General features: G+C 56.7%; 21 protein-coding genes and 1 pseudogene. 5 read left to right on the forward strand and 17 right to left on the reverse strand.

The genetic code is table 11. The features are described 5' to 3' along the window. Positions 1-397 precede the first annotated feature (397 nt). A complete protein-coding gene (locus tag ACR0LX_RS04720; protein WP_170610010.1) occupies positions 398-1,315 on the forward strand; it encodes a GIY-YIG nuclease family protein in 918 nt (305 codons plus the stop codon). Between the two features lie 18 nt (positions 1,316-1,333). On the opposite strand, the gene ACR0LX_RS04725 is transcribed toward ACR0LX_RS04720, so the two are convergent. From ACR0LX_RS04725 to ACR0LX_RS04755, 7 genes are all read right to left on the reverse strand, one after another. Then, complete coding sequence (locus ACR0LX_RS04725; RefSeq protein ID WP_480782737.1) at positions 1,334-2,440, reverse strand: type I restriction endonuclease subunit R, EcoR124 family; 1,107 nt, start codon at positions 2,438-2,440, stop codon at positions 1,334-1,336. 59 nt (positions 2,441-2,499) lie between these two features. Then, positions 2,500-3,504 (reverse strand): alcohol dehydrogenase catalytic domain-containing protein, encoded by a 1,005-nt coding sequence (locus ACR0LX_RS04730; RefSeq protein WP_170610009.1) that lies wholly within the window; start codon positions 3,502-3,504, stop codon positions 2,500-2,502. Then, positions 3,501-5,330, reverse strand: coding sequence for a PfkB family carbohydrate kinase (locus ACR0LX_RS04735; RefSeq protein WP_170610007.1), 1,830 nt, complete (start codon positions 5,328-5,330; stop codon positions 3,501-3,503). Before ACR0LX_RS04735 ends, ACR0LX_RS04730 begins: the two co-directional genes overlap by 4 nt. Before the next feature lie 22 nt (positions 5,331-5,352). Further along, positions 5,353-5,535: a hypothetical protein gene (locus tag ACR0LX_RS04740; protein WP_170610005.1), complete on the reverse strand. Its 183-nt coding sequence runs from the start codon at positions 5,533-5,535 to the stop codon at positions 5,353-5,355. Between the two features lie 386 nt (positions 5,536-5,921). Further along, the gene (locus tag ACR0LX_RS04745; RefSeq protein WP_170610003.1) at positions 5,922-7,505 is read right to left on the reverse strand and encodes a TRAP transporter large permease subunit; all 1,584 of its coding nucleotides are present in this window, start codon (positions 7,503-7,505) and stop codon (positions 5,922-5,924) included. Between the two features lie 32 nt (positions 7,506-7,537). Further along, positions 7,538-8,209 carry a TRAP transporter small permease subunit gene (locus ACR0LX_RS04750; RefSeq protein WP_480782738.1) on the reverse strand — a complete coding sequence of 224 codons (672 nt, stop codon included), beginning with the start codon at positions 8,207-8,209 and terminating at the stop codon, positions 7,538-7,540. A 110-nt stretch (positions 8,210-8,319) separates the two neighbouring features. Then, positions 8,320-9,339: a TRAP transporter substrate-binding protein gene (locus ACR0LX_RS04755; RefSeq protein WP_170609999.1), complete on the reverse strand. Its 1,020-nt coding sequence runs from the start codon at positions 9,337-9,339 to the stop codon at positions 8,320-8,322. A gap of 341 nt (positions 9,340-9,680) precedes the next feature. On the opposite strand from ACR0LX_RS04755, the gene ACR0LX_RS04760 reads away from it, so the two are divergent. Next, positions 9,681-10,358: a GntR family transcriptional regulator gene (locus ACR0LX_RS04760; RefSeq protein WP_170609997.1), complete on the forward strand. Its 678-nt coding sequence runs from the start codon at positions 9,681-9,683 to the stop codon at positions 10,356-10,358. 373 nt (positions 10,359-10,731) lie between these two features. On the opposite strand, the pseudogene ACR0LX_RS04765 reads toward ACR0LX_RS04760, so the two are convergent. From ACR0LX_RS04765 to ACR0LX_RS04780, 4 genes and pseudogenes are all read right to left on the reverse strand, one after another. Beyond that, positions 10,732-11,718 (reverse strand): annotated as a pseudogene (locus ACR0LX_RS04765) (IS3 family transposase); the annotation flags it as partial. Positions 11,719-12,134: 416 nt separating this feature from the next. Then, complete coding sequence (locus tag ACR0LX_RS04770; protein ID WP_170609995.1) at positions 12,135-13,427, reverse strand: type II toxin-antitoxin system HipA family toxin; 1,293 nt, start codon at positions 13,425-13,427, stop codon at positions 12,135-12,137. Further along, a complete protein-coding gene (locus tag ACR0LX_RS04775) occupies positions 13,427-13,672 on the reverse strand; it encodes a helix-turn-helix domain-containing protein (RefSeq protein ID WP_170609993.1) in 246 nt (81 codons plus the stop codon). The genes ACR0LX_RS04770 and ACR0LX_RS04775 overlap by 1 nt, the downstream gene beginning before the upstream one ends. Before the next feature lie 97 nt (positions 13,673-13,769). After that, positions 13,770-14,633: a hypothetical protein gene (locus tag ACR0LX_RS04780; protein WP_170609991.1), complete on the reverse strand. Its 864-nt coding sequence runs from the start codon at positions 14,631-14,633 to the stop codon at positions 13,770-13,772. Positions 14,634-15,186: 553 nt separating this feature from the next. Between ACR0LX_RS04780 and ACR0LX_RS04785 the strand changes: the two genes are divergently transcribed. Next, positions 15,187-15,681 carry a hypothetical protein gene (locus tag ACR0LX_RS04785; protein ID WP_480782739.1) on the forward strand — a complete coding sequence of 165 codons (495 nt, stop codon included), beginning with the start codon at positions 15,187-15,189 and terminating at the stop codon, positions 15,679-15,681. A gap of 182 nt (positions 15,682-15,863) precedes the next feature. Here the strand turns inward: ACR0LX_RS04785 and ACR0LX_RS04790 are convergent, their stop codons facing one another. Further along, positions 15,864-16,562 carry a Crp/Fnr family transcriptional regulator gene (locus ACR0LX_RS04790; protein WP_480570776.1) on the reverse strand — a complete coding sequence of 233 codons (699 nt, stop codon included), beginning with the start codon at positions 16,560-16,562 and terminating at the stop codon, positions 15,864-15,866. Between the two features lie 181 nt (positions 16,563-16,743). Between ACR0LX_RS04790 and hemA the strand changes: the two genes are divergently transcribed. Next, positions 16,744-17,967 (forward strand): 5-aminolevulinate synthase, encoded by a 1,224-nt coding sequence (gene hemA, locus ACR0LX_RS04795; protein WP_480782740.1) that lies wholly within the window; start codon positions 16,744-16,746, stop codon positions 17,965-17,967. A 161-nt stretch (positions 17,968-18,128) separates the two neighbouring features. Here the strand turns inward: hemA and ACR0LX_RS04800 are convergent, their stop codons facing one another. The 5 genes from ACR0LX_RS04800 to ACR0LX_RS04820 all read right to left on the reverse strand — a co-directional run bounded on the left by ACR0LX_RS04800 (position 18,129) and on the right by ACR0LX_RS04820 (position 23,989). Further along, positions 18,129-20,051 (reverse strand): nitric oxide reductase activation protein NorD, encoded by a 1,923-nt coding sequence (locus ACR0LX_RS04800; protein ID WP_480782741.1) that lies wholly within the window; start codon positions 20,049-20,051, stop codon positions 18,129-18,131. Between the two features lie 9 nt (positions 20,052-20,060). Further along, complete coding sequence (locus tag ACR0LX_RS04805; protein WP_480782742.1) at positions 20,061-20,876, reverse strand: AAA family ATPase; 816 nt, start codon at positions 20,874-20,876, stop codon at positions 20,061-20,063. After that, complete coding sequence (locus ACR0LX_RS04810) at positions 20,876-22,243, reverse strand: cbb3-type cytochrome c oxidase subunit I (protein ID WP_480782743.1); 1,368 nt, start codon at positions 22,241-22,243, stop codon at positions 20,876-20,878. The genes ACR0LX_RS04805 and ACR0LX_RS04810 overlap by 1 nt, the downstream gene beginning before the upstream one ends. 16 nt (positions 22,244-22,259) lie before the next feature. Then, a complete protein-coding gene (locus tag ACR0LX_RS04815; RefSeq protein ID WP_480782744.1) occupies positions 22,260-22,709 on the reverse strand; it encodes a c-type cytochrome in 450 nt (149 codons plus the stop codon). A 98-nt stretch (positions 22,710-22,807) separates the two neighbouring features. Continuing rightward, positions 22,808-23,989: an NnrS family protein gene (locus tag ACR0LX_RS04820; RefSeq protein WP_480782745.1), complete on the reverse strand. Its 1,182-nt coding sequence runs from the start codon at positions 23,987-23,989 to the stop codon at positions 22,808-22,810. Between the two features lie 236 nt (positions 23,990-24,225). Between ACR0LX_RS04820 and ACR0LX_RS04825 the strand changes: the two genes are divergently transcribed. Beyond that, complete coding sequence (locus ACR0LX_RS04825; RefSeq protein ID WP_480782746.1) at positions 24,226-25,902, forward strand: cytochrome D1 domain-containing protein; 1,677 nt, start codon at positions 24,226-24,228, stop codon at positions 25,900-25,902. The last annotated feature ends 42 nt before the right edge of the window (positions 25,903-25,944 follow it).

Consider the following 25,944-nt stretch of genomic DNA (forward strand, 5'->3'; position numbering starts at 1 on the left):
TGACCGAATACGCATGTATTCGGCGGAACAGAGTGGGAGAGGGCAAAGCCCGACCCACGGCCCTGAACGGGGCTGTCAATCGGCCACATTTGCGAAGAAAATGTCTGCGCCAAAATCAGACACCAATTTGCCCCGCGAGGAATGGCTCGCCAGCGAGACAGGGGAAATTGGTGGCTGATTTTGGGGATGGACTAAGGTTGACCGCCACGGTCAGGGATGTTGGGCGGACCCAACAAAAGGAATGATGCCTGGATCGGGGGGAGCGGGCCAACGGCCCGTTGAGCCTCGGTGCGGTCCGTATGGGAAAGCCGTCCTCACGGGACGACAATCATGTAATTTCGTGGTTAGAGTGAGCTGTGCAAGAAATTATTAGAATCATGTTTTCAAGGAACAAATCGTGCAAACAGAGGGCTCATTCGGTCGAACAATCCAGCTTTTCCTCGTAGACGGGAAGCCAACCGGGCTGCGAAAAGCGACAATCCATGGTTGGACAGGTTTGCTTTTTGTAAGCGGCGCTTCAGCTTTCGGCGACCTGACCGCTCGTGATGAAGTTGATCGGACCGGCATCTATATCCTCTCGGGCCCCGATCCCGAAAAAACCGGTGCCACCCGCACCTATATTGGCTCCGGAAATTCGGTGGCCGAGAGGATCAAGCAAAGCGCGATCAAAAGAGATTTCTGGGAAACTGCCATCACCATCACCACAAGTGACGATGACCTTTCCAAAGGACACGAGGAGTATCTGGAGGCGCGACTCATAGAGCAAGCCGCCCAGGCAGGCCGCGTCATGTTGGATAACGGCACGCAGCCGGACACAAGCAGGCGGCGACTGCCCGAGGCCGACGTAGCCAACATGGAGCAGTTTCTCTCAAACCTACGCATCATCCTGCCCGTAATCGGTCTGGATATGCTCAAGCCAAAACCACGCGCGGTAACACAGACAGCGAAGCCTGTTGACGAGCGGACCGAGGGCGAAGTGCAATTCGAGATCCGCCACAAGAGCGGCGTCAAAGCGACGGCTGTCGAAGAGGACGGCGAATTTGTTGTACTGGAAGGGTCCGAAGCGCTGACCGAAACTGGCTATGTCCAACTAAGCTACGGCAGCTTGAAGGAAAAGCTCATATCCGACGGCACTCTGGTCGCCGACGGCAATCAAAAACTCCGCTTCACGAAACCCTGGTCGTTCAATAGCCCTTCAGCCGCCGCTGCTGTCGTCCTGGACCGAAACAGCAACGGACGCCTGGAGTGGAAGGTCAAGGGATCAAAACAGACGTATCACGACTGGCAACAAGCAGAAGCAAAACAGCAATCGTAGGGCACCTCAACGTTTTGGCTAGACCTGCCCGCCAACACCTTTGAATTTTTCGACAAAAGCTGCAATCTTCTCGAAGACGGTCTTCTTTTTGGTCCGAAACTGCGGATTTAGTGGGCTCATCTCGGGGAGTATGGCATTGAGGTCAGCACTGTTTTCACTTGCATATTCGCGTTTTATGGAAGCAGAAATATAGCGCCTTGCCGCATCGGAATTTAGATCTTCCGACCTAATAAGCTCGTCTACCTCTTTGCGTTGCTGCTCCTGAGCAAAAGAGAAAAATGCATCGATCACGCCTGCCTTATCATCTATCTGATCAAGATCAGTCTGGTTGATAAAGTCCACAATCAGGCTCTCTTTGGCTCGGTTCCCAAGACTACCGCGAATGACGCGGCGAGCATCTTCAATCCGATCCCCTTTGCTCCTCACTTTTTTGTTTTTCTCAAAGATGAGCTCGAGGATGTAGTCGAGGTTGATTTCCTGCGACTTCAGAAGATCCACTTCGAAAACGACATCGTCCCACTCAATATTACTTTGTTCTTGCTCAGCCGAAGACTTTTCCCGGCGCAGCCAATCGCGAATGTCGTTGTATGTTGATCTGTAGTCTTGAACTGCTCGGTCTGAAGGCAGGTCTATCGCCGCTAGGTCGCGGAGGTCCTCGTCGCTCAAATAGTGCTTTTGCTTGAACTCCTCAACGGCAGCTGGATCTGTTAAATCCAGCCCCTGATAGGCTTTCAATGCTGAAAATTCGTCGTAGTTCCTGAGCACATTCTCAACTCTCAGATACTCACCAAAGAGCTTCGCGAACTCCTTTTTATCTACTTCTTTGACAATCTCGTCTGGCTTTGGGAAGCGCTCGGTCAACTCCTTCACGACATCAATGAACCCGCGTCGCGCCGCGCCGGTTTCCTGATCAACGAAACCATTCATGTACTCGTCGTAGCTCTTCTCAAGCACGACGTTCTTTGTGTTCTTGTCACCGAACAGCGTGATCGCATCAACGGTCGCTTGCTCAAGGTCCCTGAACGCCACGATATTGCCGAACGTCTTGGTCGCATCGTAAATCCGGTTGGTTCTGGAAAACGCCTGCATCAAGCCATGGAAGCGAAAGTTTTTGTCGACGGACACCTCCTCAAACTGGTTTCCTAAGGCAGTGCCACGCAGGTACTTCGGAATAGTAATTGAGTTTACAAGTTAGCGAGAACGAACTTCACGCCATCTGCGGCGAAAGATCGGTCAAAGCCGCTTCGCCAGTCGGACAATGGAAATACATCCGTGACAAGGCTCTCAAGGTCGATAGCGCCGGAGTTCATCAGCGCCATGGCCCTGTGCCACGAACGCGGCGTTGAGGCGAAACCAGAGGTGATCGTGAGCTCTTTGTAGCAAATAAGATCCGACGGCAGGTCCGAGGATTTCCCCGACAATCCCATTTGCACAATATGCCCGGTACGCGCCGCAAACCTGATCGCATCGGCGTATCCAAGAGCATTGCCGGAGCATTCGATCACCGTCTCAAAGCGGTTATGCGGCAAGCCATCGCCAACTTTCGAAACGTTGAAGCCAAGTTTCTGGGCCAGATCAAGGCGAAGTGCGTCGCGATCTGTCCCGCGAACGGTGACATCCGCTCCTTGCGCGGCGGCCACCTGTGCTGCAATCAGTCCGATAGACCCGGGTCCAATCACCAAGGTGGGCTGCGACGGTTCGACATATCCGTGTGTACCAAACATCGAGTTTGTGACGCAGGCCACCGGCTCGGCGAGGCTGGCAGCGGCATCTGACATCGCCGCCGGCACGCAGTGCAAACTGCCAACCGGGACTTCAACTAATGGCGCCATTGCACCGTTAACGTGGCTTCCGATGGAGCGACGATCGAGACAAAGATTGGGCCTCCCGCTCCGGCAATAGCGACAGGTTTCGCAAGTTGAAAAGAAGGTTTCGGCAACAAAGCGCTGCCCGATCAGAGCCTTGTCAACTCCTTCTCCAGTTTGGACGACTCTGCCACAGACCTCATGGCCCATCACAACAGGCGGTTTCACATTGTATTCGTTGCGGTAGATATGAAGGTCCGTGCCGCAGATACCTGCGGCGGCCACGTCAAGAACCACATGATCGGGTCGTGCGACCGGCTCGGGCCACTCCACGAGGTCGACATCCCCGGCTTTTTCGCTGCGCTTGGTGACACCTTGCATCATTTCATACTCCTCCCGTCCAGAAAAAATTCAATCAGTCGTTTGTAAGTGACAGCCATGCGGTCCACCGCTTCCGCGTCGTCGATGTCGCCGGAAAACCACGATTCTGCGGGACCACCGAAAATTGTCCGGCCAATCGCAAAACCTTGACAGCAGGCACTCTTACCGGCGAGGCGCAATGCAGCCTCAAGCAAATCAGCGGGTTCGTTCAGCCCCAACACAATCACTCCTCGACAGGTGTCGTCGTGTTCGCGGATCGTCTCGTCCAACTGCGTCCAACCGTCCGAAGTGGTCAGCGCGGGCAATTTCCACCAATCGGGCCGCAATCCGGTTTCGTAGCACTGAGACACGCCCCGGATGAGGGTTTCGCCATCGCGCGGCATGTTGAGCGGTGGCACGAGTTCCAGCATCCATTCAGCGCCTGCGGCGCGACAGGACGCCTGGAGATACTTCAGCGTGTCGATCTGCTGAGCGCGCAGCTCGTCGGGATCGTCAGGAGAATACCAGACCAGAACTTTGGCAACCTGTCCCGGACGCCAGCTCGCAACGTCTTGTGCCAGCGCGTGCCCCGCTTCGCAGATCAAGGGGCGCGATCCGGTCACCTCGATGGGACGCCCGGTCCAGATACCGTCGTCCGCAAGCCGGTCGAGCACGGTTTGCCCATATTTCGGGTCCATGAGCATACCGGACTGCATCCCCGTTACGCCCTTTGCTCCCAAGCGCATTGCCTTGAAGACCAGGTTTTTAAAACGTTGGGCGTGTTCGTGCGGCCGATTGTGTTTTCTTACGAGCTCATCGAAGGGCTTTCGATGGTCACATGCCAGAGCCAGCACAGGTAGCTCCAGCGGCGGCCTACTGTGCGCTCGGTGCAGTTGACTCAGCTCCGGATCATCCTGGGCAACTCCATCCAGGAAGAGGTCGAGTTCGTCGGGATAAGGCATTTCCGTTGCACAGCCATGCCTCGTGGCCACCAGCGCTCCGGCGGCGTTACCTCTGGCCAACGCCACCTGTGGCGACGCGCCGACAAGCAACGCGGCAGTAAGATTGCCTAAGAACGCATCCCCTGCTCCTACCGGATTGACGACATCGATTTTGTGCCCTGCAACCTGAAATTCGGCATCGGCTCCCGACCAGCGCGCCCCGTTCGGCCCGAGCTTTCTGACCACCGTGACATCGGCGGGAAGTGTTATGTCACCGGAAAGGATCAGCGCTATCTCCTCTTCGTTGCCAACGACTATGGAAACCCGAGGCAGCAGGTCGCGCACGCGCGCCACTGACCCTTCCAGCCCGAGTTGGAATTCCGACCATAATGAGCGGCGTAAATCGATATCCAACACCAGGGGCACCTCTGCCGCCTCAGCAGCATCCACAATCGGCGAGGCCGCTCGCCAAGCCTCCGCGTCGGCCACATGAGTCCCGGTTAGCGCTAGGAACTGGGCGTTCACAAAGTAATCCGTCGGGATCTTGTCAAACTCGATACACGCGTCCGCAGAATTGGCCCGGTAGAAGTCCAGCTGGTCGGCCTCGCCGTTGAGCATGCCAAGAAAAGCTAGGGCCGTTCTCCGGTCCCCATTCACGGTCATGGCACGTGTATCAATGCCTTCTCGACGCAATGAACGCATCAGGTAGCGGCCCATTGGATCGTTCCCGACCGCCGAAATCAGCCCGACCGTTGCGCCAGCTCGCGCCGCTGCTATTGCCATGTTGCCACTGGAGCCACCCGGGTAACGTGCAAAACTTCGGGTTTCCTCCAAAGGACTGTGAAATTGCTCGCCATAGAGATCGACGGCGATCCGACCAAGAAAGACGGCATTAGGGGCTTGCACCATGTTTTAAACTCCGAGGTTCGGCTCAAGCGGCACAATCGGGCCGCGAGGTTAAGGCCGTCACCATACTTGGTGCCTCGGCCCGCCGGTGGTTTCCGATAAAGCGTTTCAAGAAAAGGATTTTTTGTGACTCCACCTCTACCGCTGCGCCTTCGATGCTGGTCAACGTTGTGGTGAGCGCGGTTTTCTTCGCGAGTGTCTGCAACAAAGCCTACTCCTTTGGATCTGCCGGGCATGTGTTGAATTTATCTCTTTGATATTTGATCAAAGATCATTCTAATTGTCAATGGCCGAAGAAAGCCCTCCACCTCAAAACTTTCTATCCGCTGAAGAACCTGCACATGCTCGTGCAGGCCTCTTGAGAAGACGGCTTCCATCAACCGTTGCAGGGCAAAAAAGCCTTTAGGAGACCCCTGTTTTCAAGCGGCGGCGTCTGTTCGATTGAACCGGTCTTCCGTACGCCCAAATGCAGGAAACTGATTGAACGAAGGCGTACCGATGCGTTTGCGAACTGGTTCGTTTTTCTCCATCTCTCCCCCCACACCAGAGATTCTCGGGCCCCCGTCTGGGAGGAAACGGAGGCCCGACTTGCCTCTAGTGAAGAAACAGGGTCGTGATTTGCGGAACCAGGAGGATGAGCATCAGCACCATGATCTGAATGCCTATGAAGGGCAGAAAGCTCTTGAAAATATCCGGCAGCGTGATGTGCGGAGGAGCAACGGACTTAAGATAGAAGGCCGCGCCGCCGAACGGTGGTGACAGAAAGCTGACCTGCATGTTCACGCAAAACAGCACGCCAAACCAGACTTGAACCGCCAACTGCGAGTCAAGCCCACCGGTCAACCCCAGTTCCTCCCAAGGAAGCTTGAGGACGATCGGAAGGAAAACGGGCATGACCAGCAGCACGATTCCGGTCCAGTCCATAAAGGCGCCCATAAACAGGAACACCAGCATCATGATCAGTAGCACGCCAAGCGTCGGCATCTCCAGCCCAACGATCAGGTTGGCTACATAGGTCGGGCCGCCGGCGATCGTATAGGCACCGGCGAGCGCAGTCGCGCCGATTGTCACCCATATGATTGTCCCGGTGGATTTGAACGTTCGCATCGACGCTTCGCGTAGCAGAACCCAAGAGAATTCACCGCGGAAAATGATCAGCAACAGCACTGCAACCGAACCGATTCCGGCGGCCTCGGTGATCCCGGTTATTCCGCCATAGATGGAGCCTAGGACCACGAAAACGATCAGGAGAGGCGCAACCATGCCCTTGCCGTATTCCCAAGCTGTCTTGGCTCTTTCAAGACCAACAACGAACATGAGGTAGGCAAAAAGCGCGGCCGAAAGAATGGCGGACTTGATCATGAAGCCAAGGGATACATAGCTCGTGTCAATCTCAATCGTCCCGAGCGTGTTGAAGAAGACCGCACGCAGGGACAAGATCAAGGACCCTGTGCCGACGATCATGGCAATCAGGGCGAGGCCGTACAAACGCTTTTCTTCACCTGACAAGTCATTCTCGGAAGTCTCTGGTAAAGGCGCCAGATCAGGTTGGATTCGGGTTCGGATCAAAATGTACGCAATGTAGCAGAACGCGAGTATGAATCCCGGGACAAAGGCTGCCTGGAACAGCGCATGGATGGACGTGTCGGTAACCAGGCCGTAGAAAATCAGAACGATTGACGGCGGAATCATTGTCCCCAGAGAGCCGGAGGCACAGATGGTTCCGATTGCAAGGTTCTGATTGTAGCCAAGCCGTAACATTTGTGGCAGCGCGATCAGTCCCAGAAGCACCACCTCGCCACCGATGATGCCGGACATTGCCGCCATGACAATCGCCATGAGCGCGGTGACGACGGCAACTCCACCGCGGGTGCGATTAAGCCAAACGTCGAGGGTCGAGTACATGTCCCGCGCGATGCCTGAACGTTCGAGCAAGTTCGCCATGAATATGAACAGCGGCACTGAGACCAGGACATAACTTGTCGTAATCCCGTAAATTCGCTGAAGCAGAATATTCAGCGGACCGGTGCCAAATTGACCGAAGAGGAGGTCGGGGCCAAACTTCATGACCATGACGACAACGGCCAGAAAACCTGAGGCAAATCCCAGCGGCATACCAATCGCAAGTAGGAGGAGCATTCCTACCAGCAAGACGAGCGAAATCGTTCCAATGTCCATAATTGCGTCTTTCCTTTCCGCGCTTCTCGGGGTTATTCTTTTTTGCTGTCGGAAGGGGAGAAGTCGTCGCTATCCTGGACTTCTCCTTCTGATGCGCCGTCAATCCAGTCTTCATGGTCCGCCGCTATTCCCGCCGGGCGTGCATCCAGATGATCTTCAGCGAGGTCTTCGAGCAGCTCTTCGAAGTCCTCTTCGCCGTAGTGTTTCTCTCCCTGTTCGGTGTTCCAATCGTAAATCAGGTTAGAAATCGCCTGGAGCGCCAAGAGCGCCATTGTGATTAGGATGAGTGGTTTGATGGTGGCCGGTATCGGTGGATTGAACTTCGTGCCGTACCGCTCCCAACTCAGGAGTTTTTCAACGGCCTCATTGTATCCGCCCCAAATCAGCGCCGCCGCGAAAATGCACACGCAGAAGGTTGAGAGGATATCGAAAATCCGCCGCAGCCAGAGCGGTGCCAAATCATAGAGAATGAATATCCGGATGTGACTACGCTGCTGCATAGAGTAGAGACCGGCCATCAGATACACAGCGCCCGCGACCCAAAGCGAGGTCTCATTGACCCATAGCGTTGGCCGCAAGAATAGGTAGCGTAAAACGACTTCCAGAAAGATGATCGAGACGATGAATGCCGGGAGCCACATTGCAACTCGGCTGATGCCCCATGTGATCGGATCCAGCGGACCTGTCTTTTCATGTTCGGTCATTTTCTTGGCCTCCCAGCGTAAACGCGTATTCACCAGCGTTTGGGTTCGGTTTTTATAAGTGCCACCGGCGGGAACCGCCGGTGGTTTTCAATTTTTTCACCTCTGCGAAGTCACTCCAGCAGGCCGATGCGCTGAAGGAATTCGACGTGGCTTTGAACCAGCTTGCCAGCTTCGGGGGATTTAGCACCCCAATCCTTCCACGCGGCCAACGCAGCGTTTCGGAAAGTCGCACGGTCTTCTTCCGACCAGTTGTATGTGGTCACACCCATCTCGGGCAATTTCTGCAGCGCCTCACCATTTTGGATCAGCGTCGACATCATCACTTCCATCGCCAGCGCCTTTTCAGCCACTTCGATGATTGTCTTGTGCTGGTCCGACAGTGCGTTCCAGACATCGGAGCGGCATGCCAGGTGGTCTGCCGACATCGAGTGGAAGCCCGGGTAGGTGGTGTGCTTGGCAACATCGTAAATGCCGATGTTCAGGTTGGTCGCAAGCGTCGACGCGTCGGCGCCATCGATGATGCCCGACTCAAGCGCCGTGACGATCTCGGTGAAATCCATGACGACAGGCTTGGCGCCGAGGCTGGAGAAGATGTCTGATTCCATACCCGGAGGCGAACGGAACTTGAAGTTTTCCAGATCAGAGATACCGTTCAGCGGACGAGAGGAGTTCAGCGATTCATGACCGCCAACATGGCCCCCAATGTAGGTCATGTTATGAGTCGCATAAAGTTCGTTGATCGCTTCTCTGCCACCGCCCTGATAGATCCAAGACATGAGTTGCAGCGGCGTATCGTAGCCGCCCATCGTATCTGCGACAAACTGGAATGCCGCATTCTTACCTACTTGGTAGCCGCCGTTGGTCATGTCACAATCGATGATTCCGTTTTTTGCGGCGTCAAAAGTTTCCGTGGTCGGAACCACCGCCGACGAATAGAACATCTCGATCTGAAGCGTGCCGTCCGACATGGTGGCTACGTCTTCGACAAACTTCTGGATTGCGACGCCGTAAGGTGACGATTGCCCCAGGTGGTTCTGGATACGCAGCGTCGTTTGTGCGGCGGCCGTCGTGGCACCCGCAGCGGTAACGGCGAGACCTACCAGAAGGGTTTTGGTTAAATCTTTGATCATGAGTTCCTCTCCTTTTTACTTTTTTTGCAGGCCAAATAACTAGGCCGGGTGTTTCAGCCGCCATGTCGACAGCAGCGGTATCTGCGACAGATTTGCACCTCCTCACGGGAGCATCCTGCCCAACGTCACCTCCCCGGAAGGAACGCAACGTCCGGGCCGTATCTCCTATCGGCGGCGCAAACAGGCGGCGCCGCCTAAGGCAAACAATCTGGCAACGTGCAGCAAACAGCCCTCCTTTGGATTTGCCGCGCGTCTTGATAATTCATGTTTGATATTTGATCAAAGGTCAATGATAAAATTTAGGATGGACAAAAGCGGTATGCGAGGCATATAAAAAATACATGCATGACCTTTCAAAAATGCAGCCGCTCAAGCGCGAAAACCTGCAGGATATCGTGTTTAGTAAACTGTGCGAGCTTATCCTCGAAGGCGGGCTAGAACCTGGTCAGCCCGTAACGGTCGCAACGTTGAGTGAGGCGCTTAGTGTGAGCCCTATGCCAATTCGCGAAGCGATGGCGCGACTAGCCCATAGTGGGGCACTGACACACCTGTCAGGTCGGTCCATGGGAGTCCCTAAACTCGAACGACAGGACTTGAGATATCTTCGAGATGTGCGCTGCGAAATTGAACCAGCAGCACTGTCTCGGGCGATCGACAATCAGACGCCAGAATTCATTCGGTCACTGGAAGATCATCTCACGGAAATGGTCCAAGCCGAACAAGCGTCTGACAATCATGGTTTCATACATTCTAACTACTTGTTCCACTTTACGATTTACGAGCAATCGGGAAATCCTGTCGCGCTCGAGATCATTCGCAACCTGTGGCTACGCGTATCCCCCTATTTTCATCTTCTGAATATCCGAGGTCACCTGCAGATTTCGAACGAAATCCACTTACAGTTGCTGTCAGCGATCAAAGAAGGCAATAAGTCGGAAGCGCGTTCTTGCCTTTCAAGCGATATCAATCGCGCTTACGAGCAAATGGTAACCTGTTTGTTTCCTGACACTCGTCAGTAAATGGCGTTCCGCCCTAACGTTCTGCGCCTTGATCGCGAGGGATTCGCATCGGCTGCTGATCTTAAACCCGCAGTCACCGTTCTTACGGAGGCGGATGTGGTCCGATCGATAGATGGCGACGCCGGCTACCCAAAGCATGAGAAGCGGTCAGTTCATGATCGCGCAAAGCTTGTTGAACATGCAGCCGTTGGGTCCGGGCACCCCGTGCTGGTTCTGCCATAGGCCTTTGAAGGTCAGGTTTCTCCTGAAAAGGTGGCCGTATGCTGGGATGGCAGCCGGGAAGCCATGAGGGTATCACCTGTCCGTCGTCAGGGGTTTTGGGCCTGAGAGGGGCTTGATCTAAGAGAGGATCTGGCTCATCTGGTTGGTGTGATTATGCGGCGGATTTGCGGTGAAGCAAGCGTCGCGTTTCGATGGTCTTTCGTTTGATCCTTTCTCGTTGTTTTAGGATGGTTTGCCCGCGCCCGAAGTAGACATCTGCGGGCGTGAGGTTTTGTAGGCTCCCGTGATAGCGCCTGTGATTGTAGTGATCGACGAAGGTGCCGATCTGACGTTCCAGGTCGCCGGGCAAGAAATAGTTTTCCAGCAGAACCCGGTTCTTCATGGTCTGATGCCAGCGTTCGATCTTGCCCGGGGTTTGCGGGTGATACGGTGCGCCCCGGACGTGTTCCATCTGCTGATCTTCAAGCCATTCGGCCAGTTCACCCGAGATGTAGCTGGACCCGTTATCGCTTAGCAGTCTTGGCTTGTGCAGGACCGTTGCCTGATCACAGCCGGAAGCTTGCAGGGCCAGATCCAACGTGTCGGTGACGTCGGCCGCCTTCATCGTGGTGCAGAGTTTCCAGGCGATGATGTAGCGGCTGTAGTCGTCCAGGATCGTACTGAGATAGAATCAACCCCAACCAATCACCTTCAGGTAAGTGAAGTCGGTTTGCCAAAGCTGGTTTGGGGCTGTCGTCTTGTCTTTGAACTCGTCTGCAGCTGCCAAAACCACATGAGCTGGGCTGGTGATCAGATCCTGCTCTTTGAGAACACGATACACCGTAGACTCTGAGACAAAGTATTTTGCCGTGTCGGTGAAGCGCACGGCCAGCTCCCGAGGCGATAGCTCGCTTTCCGCCAGAGCCAGATCCACGATCCTCTGACGAACCGGGTCGGGAACCCGATTCCAGACCCGTGAAGGTCTGGGACTGCGATCCTCCAGGGCCTCCGGACCGCCCGCCAGATACCGATCATACCAGCGATAGAATGTGGATTTGGGAATGCCGAGCTTATCCAGGGTTCGTTTGGTTGGCAGATGTGACTGCTCAACCAAACGGATGATCTCCAGCTTTTCAGATGCGGGATGTTGCCGCTGTCGTCGGTGTTGACGAAGAGGACACCGCAGCGGTCCCAGAAGTTCTTGCCGTCTTTTTCGCCGGATTTGACGTTCAGTTTCAGAGTTTGCGTAGCCAATTTTCAATCCTCACTTTGAGTGTTTCGATGAACATGGCCAAAGCGGGCACCAAGGGGATGTCAGCGGGATAATTGCCTCGCGAGGAATGCGCTGGCGCAGGGGAATTTTCTTGTTGGAGCGGTGCTTGCTCCGCGTCTGACACGGTTGCCCGCTTATGTTCAGCAATCAGAAACGCGGCGTAGAGGATCTGAGCTTGGCTATCCGTCTCTGAGCTAGCCGATCAAAACTGGCATAGGAAGTTTCAAGATCTGCATCGGGACTGCAGATTGCTCGAAGCCAATATGATCTACCGATCATAAAGCGGAAATATGATCTGCGGATCATACGGCATGAAAGGCAGCCGCCCGACGTCGTACTCCAGCAACAATAACTTCCACCAATGGCTGTGGAAACCCATCCGGCAAGTCTGCGAGTGTCTTGTCCAAGGCGGGTTCAAGCTCCGCCGCGATGCCCGACAAGACTTCTTCCGCCAGCGCCACACCGTAGCCAGCCGCCTTTGCAGCCTGAAGGAAATGGCGCGGCACCACCTCGTTGATCCGGTAGTGACCGTCGACCGCCATCGCGAGGCGCATCCGGTTCTGGCGAATTTGACCGTCATCCACCGCTTTTTGGGCACTCAACACATCATAAAGCGGGGTCATACGGAACCCGCCAGGACGCAATGCAATGCTGAAGTTCTTGGCGTGCCCGTCGGTTGCTCCCAAAAGCCAAAACAGCACCTGCGCGCGGAAAAACACGCGCTGATCCGCCTCAGGGTCATCACTGCCAGTCAGCAACCCGATCCCTTCGGTGATCCCCGGCCCGCCATCCATTTGATATTTCTGACTGGGTGGAACTGTGAGCGCCTGGCAAAAGTCTTCCTGCGGGAGGCGGATCAAGCGGCCATCTTTGGTCCAGCGCCGATCAAACCGCGTCACGACAAGGCTCCGCACGTCTTCAAAGTCGGCAATCTCGACCTCCGCGACATCCATGCCCATGGCACGGCAAAAGCTCATGCAGAAATACTCGTTCTCGACGCTGTCGGACAAATCGATCCCTGCAGGCAGGACACCAAGCTGGGTCTTGAGGATATGGGTTGTGGGGGTAAGTCCCGATGGACGGATCCACGTGCCTTCATGGCGCAACAGCGCTGTTTTCTCCTGTGCCCCTGCGATAGAAATGCGAAAGTCGTCTTCCTCATCCAGGCCGAGCGGAGCGCTCGCGAGGTTGCGCAACATATCCGCAATCTGTGCCTCGGATACGGGCTCCCCCTCGAGTGAACCAACCTCGGGAACCTCACCCGAAACGAACTGTAAGGCTCCCACGCAATCGCGTCCGATCTTCTCCAGCATGTGCCATGCGTCCGTGCCGCCAGCACGCACACGAGCGGCAACGCGTTCACGTATCGCCTGATTGTCCGGCAGCAGGTTTTCCAGGTAGGCAATGACAGGGCCGCCTTGGTGCGCCTCTTCGCGCAAAGGCAGGGACAGCGAGATGGGCATGGCATGTTCCCACGCCAACCAATCCGGATCATAAGTGAAGCTGATTGCGCCCGAACCCGCGAGACGCAAAGCCCCAACCAGCCTTCCATTCAGAAGCACCTGCATCGTACCGCTACGCCCGCGTTTGGCCATCAGAAGATATCCTCAATTTCAAGCGAACCGCAGCGCTCCACCAATCGGAACTCAAGCCCAAGTGCCGCCATGACAGCGAGCACCGTTGCGAGCTTGGTTCCCGCGTCACCGTTTTCCAGCGACGAAATCGTCGCGACGCGCAAATTCGTACGCGCGCTGATGTCGCTTTGGGTCCAGCCGCGCGCTTTGCGCGTCCGGCGAAGTGCCTCGCCGATCTGCTCGGCCGTTCGTGCTGTGAGGTCCATGGTGTGGCTCCTTTTACGGCACAGCGTAAATTAAAACAAATTACGCTGCAACGTAAATATCTACTTTTTGCGCCATGGCGTAACAATCGAGCCGCACTTATGCCTGCAGCCCTGCAGCTCGAACTTGCTCAGGCGTCACCAACTTTGACGCAATCAAATCCTCAATCTGCCGGTTTGTGATGTGGCGGCACAGGGGATGGCGCTCGTGGATCCATTCGGCAAGGCTGGCGCGCCCTTTGGCTTCGGCCTCTCGCGCCTTCTCGCGATCGGCCTGTATCTGGGCGAGCCCCTTCTCCCATCGGCGCATCTTGAACCAATTGTCCGAGAAACAGACCTTGCTGCGCGTGTAGCCCTCGCTTTCCTTGGCATAGGCTTTGACCGCCTGAAGCAGGTCATCGGGCTTCACCCCGGCCTTCACAGCTGCCGCGATCAAAAGCAGACTGGTCCGCCGGTCTCGGATCCTGTCTTCTGGATAGGCCGCCAAGATCTTCTCAGCTTCAAGATCTTCAACCTCCTCCTCCGCCTCGCGCCTGCGCGTAGGTGGTTTATGGATGGTTTTAGGATGGTTTGGGGTCCACCGTGAACCCCGTACCCCGTTCACCGTGGACCCCGTACCGGGTTCAGGCTGGACGGGGTTCACAGTGACCCCCGTCTCAATGTCGGGCTCAGCCGTGGGCTCAAGCGCGGCCACGCGTTCCAGAACGATGCGGTAAATAACGGTGTAGCCGTTCTTACACTGCCGCCGCCCAGTCTCGATCAGAATGCCTTCCCGCAGGAAGTCGATGATAGTGCGCTTGACCGTGCTCTCGCTGAGCTCTGTGTGGCGCTGGATCGTCCCCTTGGAACACCAGATGCCCGAACCGTCATCGCTCGCCTTGTCTGCGAGAAACATGATGATCTGTTTGCGCGCGGCACTGCCAAAGCGACGCTCTGCGCATTCGTTTGCGATGCGCCAGCTCATTGGGCCACCTCTCCGGTCAGAGGTCGCGAAAAAGCCGACTGAGCGTTTGCGAAGCGGTAGTGGATCATGCTAACGTACTTCGAAAGCTGACAGGCTTTTTCTATTTGGCCCCGGTTCACAGTTGCCGCTGTGACGGGGCCTTTTTCGTTTTGAACCGGCGAATTTGGCTTTGAAACTTTCGCTTTTTGTTCACTCTTTGTCAGGGGGTGTTTTGCACCCTTAAACCTTTGTTTTCGCGTCCGTTCTTTCTGGATTGCAAATCCGTGTACACCGGTTCGATTCCGGTACTCGCCTCCAAATAAAGTCAACAACTTAGAAAAGTCCCCACCCAAATACTGCTTCCGTCGACCTTATTGACTAATACAGGGACGACTCCGCTGTCGCTTCATTCCAAACCTCAAGCCTCGGCCCATGGCGCCATCCTCTGTGCCTGTTCTCGATCATGGGAAATGATCAATCGGGTTCCGGGTGGTCAAATAGCTGCGCTCAAATTGGGGAAATTCCCTCAGTGTGTTACTCTAAGTGTCAGTTTGGTAATCAGGTGGTGGTGATTGTGTCTCGTACGAGAGTGTTGTCGATTTGCTCTGTTCTGCTTGTGCTTGCCATCGGCGCATGGGTTCTCATTCCTCAAAAGCAAGAGCCGGAGTCTTTCGACCTTCTGACCCCTTCCGAACTGGCGAAACTCGAAATCCAACCCAATGTTGTCGAACCACCAAACCGTGGACTGACGATCACTCAATCAGATGGTCCCGTAGTTCAATTCAATTCGCCGAAGAGGGACGTCGTGCGCTCACCCGTCGACATTGATGTGAACATTAGTCCCAGGGGGGATGCCGCAGTTGATTTGTCTTCCATACGGATCGACTATCGAGTGGGCCCAGCCTGGATTAATGTTACCGAACGGATAATGAAGCACGCTTCGGTCAACGGGTCACGCCTTGTCGCGCGTTCGGCCGAGTTACCTGTTGGTCGGCACAAGATGCGCTTGTCCGTTCAGGATACAAAAAGAAAGCGCACGAGAGTGACGGTTTCGTTTGCCGTGCAGTGATCCAACAAGATCGGCAATTGGCCAAATTTCGACCAATCGGCAGATAAGCTCTGCGCCGCGACCAGAGCTGGTTCCATCGGAGCCGAACGGACAAAGAGCACCTAGAGCGTGTTGTCGCGACTAAGCTTTCTGGGTGCGTTTTTGCTTACGTTTGAGCTTGGTCAAACAGCGACAAATCGGGTCTAGTGCCACTTTTCCGACGGGTCGCTTTCGGCATAATCGCGCAAGGTTTCGATGTCGGAGATCTCTGCAAGGTTCCGGCTGATCTTGACGCCAACAGGCTTCAACCGCGAGAAAGCCCGGCTCAGGCTTTCGGGTTTCATGCCCAAGCGGCCGGCTATCAGCATTTTATCGTAAGGCAGCTCGACATCACATGCGCCCGCTTTGGTTTCGCAAAGGTTCAGCAGGAATTCCGCGACCCGCTGCGCACCGGTTTGCGCCTTGAGCTGTTCTAACTGAGCAACCAGCGCGTGCAGATGGGTAAAAGTGGCTGCTAGGATCGAAACACCTATTTCAGGGTCTTCCTTCATCAGCGACAATAGTATTGGGCTGGGAATGTGCATGACATCGCAGGACGACACCGCTTCGGCTGAGACCGGGTATGGAACGTTGCGCAGAGCGACGGCTTCGCCAAAACTCTCGCCACGGGTGAAAACGCTGACGACGGCTTCGGCGCCGGTTGGCGACATGCGAAACAGTTTGACCCAACCCGCAAGCACGACGTGCACGGCCTTGGCCTCTTCTTCCTGAAGAAAGATCGTCTCGCCCCGGTCGTAGGTGCGCCAGATTGCGTGGCTCAGCAATGTGTCGACATGCTGTTCCGGCAAGCTTCGCAGCAACAAGGATTGTCGCGCGACCGCCTTCTGAGTTTCATGTGCCACGCAGGGGGCCCCTTTCCTTTTCCGGTATTTCTGACCGGTCCGTTCCACTTGGCAACGCTATGACAGGCAGAGCCAAAACGCACCAGTCTTTTCCGAAAGTGCGGCTTGACTATTGTCATGTATCACCTCCGATCCACCCCATAGTCTGAGATCAAAGCCAGGTGTCCAGGGAGCATCTCAGATGGATTTCGAGCGATTTTTCAGCAAAAGCCTCGACGCATTGCGAGACGAAGGAAACTATCGCGTCTTTATTGACCTTCAACGGCGTCGCGGCGCGTTCCCCAATGCGCGCCAAACCGATGGGGCGGTACAACGAGACGTGCGGATCTGGTGTTCGAACGACTATCTGGGCATGGGCCAGCACCCTGCGGTGCTTGGCGCGATGCATGATGCACTGGATCGCTGCGGCGCGGGTGCAGGTGGGACGCGTAACATTTCAGGCACCACCCATGACCACGTGCTGCTTGAGACTGAACTGGCCGATCTGCACAGCAAGGAAGCTGCCCTGCTCTTTACATCCGGTTACGTATCGAACTGGGCGGCGCTGGGAACGCTGGCGGCAAAAATCCCCGGTCTGATCGTGTTTTCGGACGCCCTGAACCATGCGTCCATGATCGAGGGCATTCGCCATTCGCGGGCGCAGAAGGTGATCTGGAAGCACAATGATCTGGATGATCTTGAGGCGAAACTGGCCGCAGCCGATCCCGAATTGCCCAAGATGATCGCCTTTGAATCGGTCTATTCGATGGACGGCGATATCGCTCCGATCAAAGAGATTTGCGATCTGGCCGACAAATACGGCGCGATGACCTATTTGGATGAGGTGCACGCCGTTGGGCTTTATGGCCCGCGTGGTGGTGGCATCGCTGAACGCGAAAACCTGATGGACCGATTGACGGTCATTGAAGGCACGCTGGGTAAAGCCTTTGGTGTTGTTGGCGGCTATATCGCCGCTTCTGCCGCGCTGTGTGATTTTGTGCGCAGCTTCGCGAGCGGGTTCATCTTTACGACCGCCCTGCCCCCGTCGGTTGCGGCAGGCGCGGCGGCCTCGATCCGGCATCTGAAACAATCAAACGCCGAACGCGATCTGCAAAAGGCCCGCGTGGCGCAGGTACGCGACAGATTGGATGCCGAAGGCATTCCACATCTGCCGAACCCAAGTCACATCATCCCGGTGATGGTCGGCGATCCGGTGAAATGCAAATTCATCTCGGACACGCTGCTTGAGGAATTCGGCATCTATATCCAGCCGATCAACTATCCGACCGTTCCGAAAGGAACTGAACGCCTGCGGATCACGCCGTCTCCGGTCCATACGGATGAGGATATCGACCATCTGGTTGGCGCATTGTCGGCGTTGTGGCAGCGCTGTCAGATTGCGCGGATGCCGATGGCTGCTCAGTAATCAAAGCACCCCTTTGCTTTGCAGACTGCCGCCCCACTTTGGGGCGGCTTTTTTACAGATCAGGCAGGCGTTTGCCCATCCTGGTGATCAGACCCGCACAAAAGACCGATAGCTCCGCAATCGTCAGCACTCCGCTCAGCAACCTCAGCTAAGTTCGTCGCTCATGCGCCGACCAATTGCCGGTAGATCTGGGGCAGCGCCATAGTCAAACGGTGCGGGTCGGGGATAACAGCAAAGCCGCCCTGCCCGAACATGCGCGGGAACCAGCTTTTGCCCGCTTTGTCGATGGTAATGCCAAAGACCGATTGCCCGGCGCGGCGCGCTTCGCGCACGGCTTGCCGCGTATCCTCGATGCCGTGGCGGCCTTCGTAGTGGTCCAGATCGTTGGGCTTGCCATCGGTGATGACCAGAAGCAAACGGCGCTTTCGGGACTGTTCGGCCAAATCAGCCGAGCAATGGCGGATCGCGGCCCCAAGGCGGGTATAGTGACCCGGCCGCAACGAGGCGATGCGTTGTTCAACCTTAGCCCCCATCGGCTCATCAAACCGCTTGCAGCGCTGCACATAGACGCGCTGGCGTTTCAGCGAACTGAAGGCGTGGATGGCGAAATCGTCTCCGCAGGCGTTCAGGCCCCACGCCAAAGCGGCCAGAGCCTCGCGCTCGATGTCGATCACTGCACGGCCTGTGACAGCGCTTTCGGTGGACCGGCTGATATCCAGCAGGATCGACACGGCCAGATCGCGGGCTTCAGGACGGGATTGCAACCAGATGCGTTCGGTGCCTTCCCCATTGGCAGAGCGGTCTACCTGCGCCCGGACAGCAGCTTCAATGTCCAATTGGTCGCCATCCAGATGGCCACGCGTCATCACCCGACCTGGGCGCAGCGCCTCGAACTGGCGTTTGACGGCACGGATGCGGCGGGCGGTGGCCGGGTCTTTGCCGAACTCAGCCGAGTCTTCGCGGATATCGGCATCCGACAGCAAGACGTTGACGTGATCCGGCAAGTACTGCCCCGTACGCACATCCCATTCGGGATAGAGGATGCGGCCCGAAAGACGCTCGCGATTCACATCCTCGGGCGCAAGGTCCAGATGCAGTTTCAGCTTGGTGGGCGGCGCTTTCGAGATTTGGCCCAGCCCGATCTCTTCCTGATCGTCGGCCGCCTTTTTGGCATTGTCGGGATCGTCATCATCAATGCGGCGGTTGATGTTGAGAAACTCGGCCCAGCTGAGGATCGCCTCGAATTTATGCAGGATGAAACTGTCGCTGCGGTTCGCCTGATCCGATTTACGGCGGCGAGCGCGGTGGGTTTTCTCTCCGGATTCTTCGGGTGGACCTTCGGTATCAGGGTTTTCGACCTCGTTATGTTCCGAGAACCCGACGGCGCGCAATTCGGGCCACAGGGGGACCGGGCGCATCCGTTGATAGCCACGGGGCGCGATAAGGTCGTCGTCCAGCGTCAACATCTGTTCAGCTCGGCCCGACAGCGGTGCAGGGTCTCCCAGCATGTGACGAACAAGTTCTTCAACCGCAGCCTCAAACGGCGGTAGTCCCGGGATGTCGCGGTGATGCAGTACGCCTTTGCAAAGCTCGGTGTAAAGCGGACGCAGACCGGGTGCGTCGTCCAACGTCGCCTCGACCATGCTCTGCGCCGCGATCAGCGCGCGCAGGTCGGCACGCATTGGGTCATCTTCGTCAACTCGTGCACCGGCATGGGCGGCGGCGGCTGCCAGCCAGACATACAGCGCACCGTTGGCTTCGCGCGCGGGGAACACGGCCAGCCGTTCCGGCAGGCGCAGGACCTCACCATCGAAAGAGGCGCGCGGCATCAGCTCCGCCTCGGTCCCCAGACGGCGGCGCCAACCCAATCGGTGGCGTGAAATCTCGGGTGAGACCGGGCGCAATTCAACGCCCGGGCTACCCCCAAGTCCTCGGAAGAGGACGGCCAGCCGCCCCGCGACCTGCGAGAGGTCGACCGCGGCTCCATCATGCACCTGGGGTGCATCAAGGCGGCTGGCAAGGGTGTGCCACAGTTTCCCGATCGTTTCTTCGGGCTCCCATGGCTCAAAATCGATCCTGACCATCGGCCGGCCTCACCCAAAGACAGCCGTGACAAGATCGAGGAGCCCGCGTTTTGTGTCCTCATCATCCGTCAGAGGTTCAATCATGGCGGCAAGGATGGCGCGGTCGGTGGACATGCCCTGTGCAATTAGCGTCGCGGCATAGACGACCAGACGAGTGGAGACGCCTTCCTCAAGATCCTGACCCTTGAGCCCGCGTAGCTTGTTCGCCAGCCGGATCAGCGGCTTGCAGCGTTCCAGCGGCAGACCGCTTTCCTGCGCGACGACTTCGGCCTCCATCTCGGGCGATGGGAAGTCGAATTCCAGCGAGATAAAACGCTGCCGGGTCGAGGGTTTCAGGGTTTTCAGGATGTTCTGGTAGCCGGGGTTGTAGGATGCCACCAGCATGAAGCCGGGTGCGGCCTCAAGCTCTTCACCGGTGCGGTCGATCGGCAGGATGCGTCTGTCGTCGGTCAGCGGGTGCAGCACGACGGTGACGTCCTTGCGGGCCTCGACCACCTCATCAAGGTAGCAGATCGCGCCTTCGCGCACAGCACGGGTCAGAGGGCCATCGACCCAGACGGTTTCCCCGCCCTTCAGCAGATAGCGCCCGATCAGATCGGCGGCGGCCAAATCGTCGTGGCAGGCCACGGTGTAAAGCGGGCGACCAAGCTGCGCGGCCATATGGGCCACAAAGCGGGTCTTGCCGCAGCCTGTCGGGCCTTTCAGCAGAACCGGCAGGTCATTTGTGCAGGCGGCGCAGAACACATCGCATTCATCGCCCTGGGCGAGGTAAAAGGGGGCATTTGCCGCCCCCTCAGTCATTTTCATTGAGCCGTCCATATTCATCACTCCGCAGGGGTTTCGGCAACGCCAGACTCGATGACTTCTTTCCGAGGCACCCAGATCGAGTAGATGAACAAGAGCGCGCCAAGGACCACAACGACACCAGAGCCGAGACGCATCCAGTAGAAGATTGCAATCTGGTCCTGCACGTCCATGAAGTAGTCGCCTACGACACGCTGCATATGCGTCTGCACGGTCCCACCGAAGGTCAGGACGAAGGTCATGAAGACCATGCCGCTGCTCATCAGCCAGAACGAACCCATGTTCAGCACCTGATTATATGGATCACGGTTTTTCAGGATCGGCATCGCATAGCTGAAGATCGCCAGGTTGAGGCAGACATAGGCACCGTAAAAGGCCAGGTGGCCGTGGGCAGCAGTGATCTGCGTGCCGTGGGTATAGTAATTCACCCCGTGCAGCGTGTGCAGAAAGCCCCAGACACCGGCACCGAAGAAGGCCAGCGTGGCACAACCCAGCGACCACAGCAGCGCGGCTTTGTTCGGGTGGTCACGACGGCCTTTCCAGACCATGACGAAGGCAAACGCCATCATCGCGAAGAACGGGATCACTTCGAGGCTCGAGAAGATTGAACCGATCCACTGCCAGTAGGCAGGCGTGCCGATCCAGTAATAGTGGTGCCCTGTACCAAGAATGCCTGAGAACAGCGCAGCGGCGACGATGACATAGAGCCATTTCTCGACCACCTCGCGGTCAACACCGGTCAGCTTGAGCATCAGATAGGCCAGGATCGAGGCCATGATCAGCTCCCACACGCCTTCTACCCACAGGTGGACAACGTACCACCAGTATTGCTTGTCCAAGGACAGGTTGCCCGGGTTGTAGAACGCAAACAGGAACAACAGCGCCAGACCCCAAAGGCCCAACAGAAGGATGTTGGTGATCGCGGTCTTCTTGCCCTTCAGAACGGTCATCGACACGTTGTAAAGAAAGATCAGTGCGGCCACGACGATGCCCGCCTTGACCCATTTGGGTTGCTCAAGGAACTCGCGCCCCTCTTTGCCCAGCAGCCAGTTGCCTTCGAACAGGTTGAACACATAGGTCACAACCACACCCAGCGTGCCGACCACAAGGATGATCAGCTGCAAATAGGCCAGTTTGGGCGAATGAATTTCGCGCTCGGCCTCTTCCGGGATCAGGAAATAGGCCGCCCCAAAGAAACCAAGGATCAACCAGACGATCAAAGAGTTGGTGTGCAGCATCCGCACGATGTTGAACGGCAGAAGCTCGCTCAGGAAATTGGGCGATACATAGATCAGACCGGCCAGCAGGCCACCGATCACCTGTATCGCGAACAGGGCCATGGCCACCGCAAAGTAAGCGTAGGCAATTTTTTGGGATTCGTATTTCATTGCTCCGTTCCCCTTCTCAGCCTGCCTCGTTGGGCGGCCAGTCCTGAGCGTCGATATTGTCCGTCCAGATCAGGAAGTTGGTCAGATCACGAATTTCTTCGTCACTGAGGTTGAAATTGGGCATCTGTCGGCGACCGGGAACGCCGGTCGGTTGTGCCTCCATCCAGCCTTTGAGCGCTTCAAAAGCTGAATCCGGGTCGTCCAGCACGCCCCACCGGGTCATCACATTGCCAACTTCGGGGGCGAAGTAAGCACCTTCACCAAGGATGGTATGACAGTTGATACAGGCGTGTTTCTCCCAGACGTGCTTGCCCCGCACAACACTCTCATCAAGCTTTGCGGCGTTTTCCGAATTTATGATGTACAGGTGCGAATGGGCCGACAGGGCCAGAAAGATGAGAATGAAGAACAGGGACCCGCCATAGAAAATGTTGCGAGCCATGCTCTTTGTCATGACTTCTCGCATCGCGCTCTCCTTTGCGCAGATTAGCTAGTCTGGACAGAATGGCGGCTGGACCGGCATCTCTCCTTAACGAAAGTCAAGACTATGGGCATGAAGCCGGATCAGCCTGCTTTGGCGACCTTCGGCCCGGCCAGGGCGGGCCACATGGAAATGAGGTAAAGCGCAAACGCTGCGACCCAAAGCGCGACCGACATCAGCATCGCGGGCAGGTATCCCGTGCTCAGCCCCGCGCCGATCCATCGTGTCATGGCCGCCGCCGCCATCAAACCATATGCCAGCGCCATCGGCCCCGGTGCAACCAACGCGCGGCCGCTATGGCCCAGTGCTGCTCGACTCATGACCGCCAGGGTCATGCCTCCGACGCAACCGATGCCCAGCACATGCAGCGCGGCGATCTCATTGCCGATACCCAGCAGCGACAGGCCCCAAAGGATCAGGCCAATGGCCAGCATCAGAAGCCCTATGTGCAAGGCAATGAGTATCGGCTGACGCCACGCCCATCCCAAACGCCACCGCGCCATGCGCAGGATCTGCGCAATACCAAGGATCAGGGCAAACGCTCCGGTCACTGGATTGATGCCGAAAAGCAGCGCGCTGAGTGGCAGGATCAGGGCAATGACCATCCCTGCCCTGTCAAGCGTTACGACGGAGACCGGCCAGGCCTCTTCCGGCGCGCCTGCGCGCTTCATCGCATTGCGGGTAAAGGCTGGTGTGATACGCCCGCCGAGTATCGCAATCATTGAACACAAGGTCAGCAACCCAACGCGCAGACCGGTGTCGAGCGTTTCACCGGAAAGCCCGATCCACTCCAGATGCGTCAGAAGATTGGCGATCCAGATCAAGCTGAGCAGCAGCAGAAATACCAGATTCTGCGGTTTGGGACGACGGATCAACTGGGTCGCGATTTTCGCCGCCAGAATCGGCACAAACGCCAGATCAAGCACAGCGACCAGAACCGGAGGCAGTACCCCGGAGAACCACATTGCCATTCGCCCCAGCAACCAAATGCCCGCGACTAGCGCTATGAACCGCGCACGCGCATCCGGCGTGCCGGTCCAGTTGGGAACTGCGGTCAGAAAGAACCCGCCAAGCGCAGCCGAAGCATAGCCAAAGATCATCTCGTGCGCGTGCCACATTGGCGGCGTCATACCGTAATCCGGGATCAGATAGGGCACCGTCAGCCACAAGCCCCAAACCAGCCCGACAAACAAGCCATACACGCCTGCTAACAGAAAGAAGACTCGGAACCCCTCACCTAATACGCGGGCGATCAATGCGGGCATGACTGCTCTCCTTGGGTGTTTTCCCAGTCCTAGCTACGCCCTCACCGGTGCGACTTAACCAAAATCAAACGGGTCAAAAAATATGCGTCAAAAACACAGGTTTTCTTGACCCTCCAATCGGCTGGTTTTTCCGTCTTTGCTGACGATTTGAACCCCCAGCGTTGACTTTCGTCAAGGAGCGGACCTGCGCGCTGTCTCACCCTTGGACCTGCCTCACCAGCAAACGGAGAGTGATCATGTCACTTGGAATCAGCTACAATAAAACTGGCCGCGCCTTCGGGGTCGGTTTGGCGATGCTGCTGGGCAGCGTTGCCGCGCCAACATTTGCAGAAGGGCCGACACTTAGCGAAGAAGCCTTTGAGTCTTCAAAACAACTGTATTTCGAACGCTGCGCCGGTTGCCACGGCGTACTGCGCAAGGGTGCGACGGGTAAAAGCCTGGAACCGTTGGTGAAAACCAAGAATGCCGACGGCACCGTTACCGAGTCCGGGACCCTGAAACTGGGTCAGGATCGACTTGAGAAAATCATCGCCTGGGGCACCGAAGGCGGGATGAACAACTTCTCGGATGTGATGTCCGAGGACCAGATCCGCGATATGGCGACCTATATCCAGATGGAACCGCCCACACCGCCCGAGATGTCGCTTGAGCAGATGATGGCGACCCGCAAGGTCTATGTTGAGCCCGAGGATTACCCGACCGAGCCTCTGCATGGCCGAAACTGGGAAAATTTCTTTGTGGTGATCGAACGTGACGTGGGCAAGGTGGCCGTAATCGACGGTGACACCAAGGAAGTGCTGGCGCATATCCCGACCGGTTATGCAGTGCACGTTCTGAAAGCCTCGGAACACCACAAGCTGGAAGAGCCGGAAAACCCGGGCCGCTTCTGGTACACCATGGGTCGCGACGGCAAGATGACCAAGATCGACCTGTGGCAGAACCCCGAGAACATGCTGGTGGCCGAGGTTACTATTGGTTACGACGCCCGCGATGTGGCCGTATCGGGTGATGGCAAATACGTGATCGGTGGGGCCTATTGGCCGCCGCATTTCGCCATCGTTGATGCCGCAACAATGGAACCGAAAAAGGTTGTCTCGACCCGTGGTTACAACGTGGACGGGGACTATGTGGAAGAAGCCCGCGTGGCCGCAATTTATACCACTCCGAACGAACCCACTTGGATTGTCGCCGTCAAAGAGCTCGGCCAGCTGTGGCAGGTGGATTACTCCGACCTGGACAATCTGCGGATCGACAAGATCGACAGCGCCAAGTTCCTGCATGACGGGTTCTTCGACCCAACCGGTCGTTACTTCCAGATCGCGGCGAACGCATCGAACAAGATGGTCGTGGTCGATACCGAGACCCACAAGCTGGAGGCCATGATCGACACCGCGCCGCTGCCGCACCCCGGCCCGGGTGCGAACTGGGACGACCCCAATTGCGGACCGGTGGCGGGTACAACCCACCTGGGCGAAGGCACGGTCACCGTATGGGGCAACGACCCCGAAGGTCATCCGGATCAGGCATGGCAGACCTGCTACGAGGTCGAAACCGATGGTCCCGGTCTGTTCATCCGAACACACCCGGAATCGGACTACATCTGGGCCGACCAGACCAAGCACCCCGAGCCTGAGGTCCAGCAATCGGTGCAGGTCATCGACAAGGCCACCGGTGAGATCGCGAAAACGATCCAGATCACCGAAGAGGAAGGCAATGTCGCTGTCCACTTCGAGTTCAACCAGGACGGATCCGAGGTCTGGGTTTCCAAGTGGAACCGCTCGACTTCGAAAGAGCCCAATGGTGAGATCGTGATCTTCGACGCCAAGACGCTGGAAGAAATCGGTCGCGTGAAAGGTTTGTTCGCGCCGACCGGCAAGTTCAACGTCTACAACCGTTCGAACCACGTCACCTGACGGGTTCGCAGCCGAAACCGGAAAGGGCGGGCCCCTCGCCCG

It is taken from the genome of Ruegeria sp. CH11 (genome assembly GCF_056537105.1).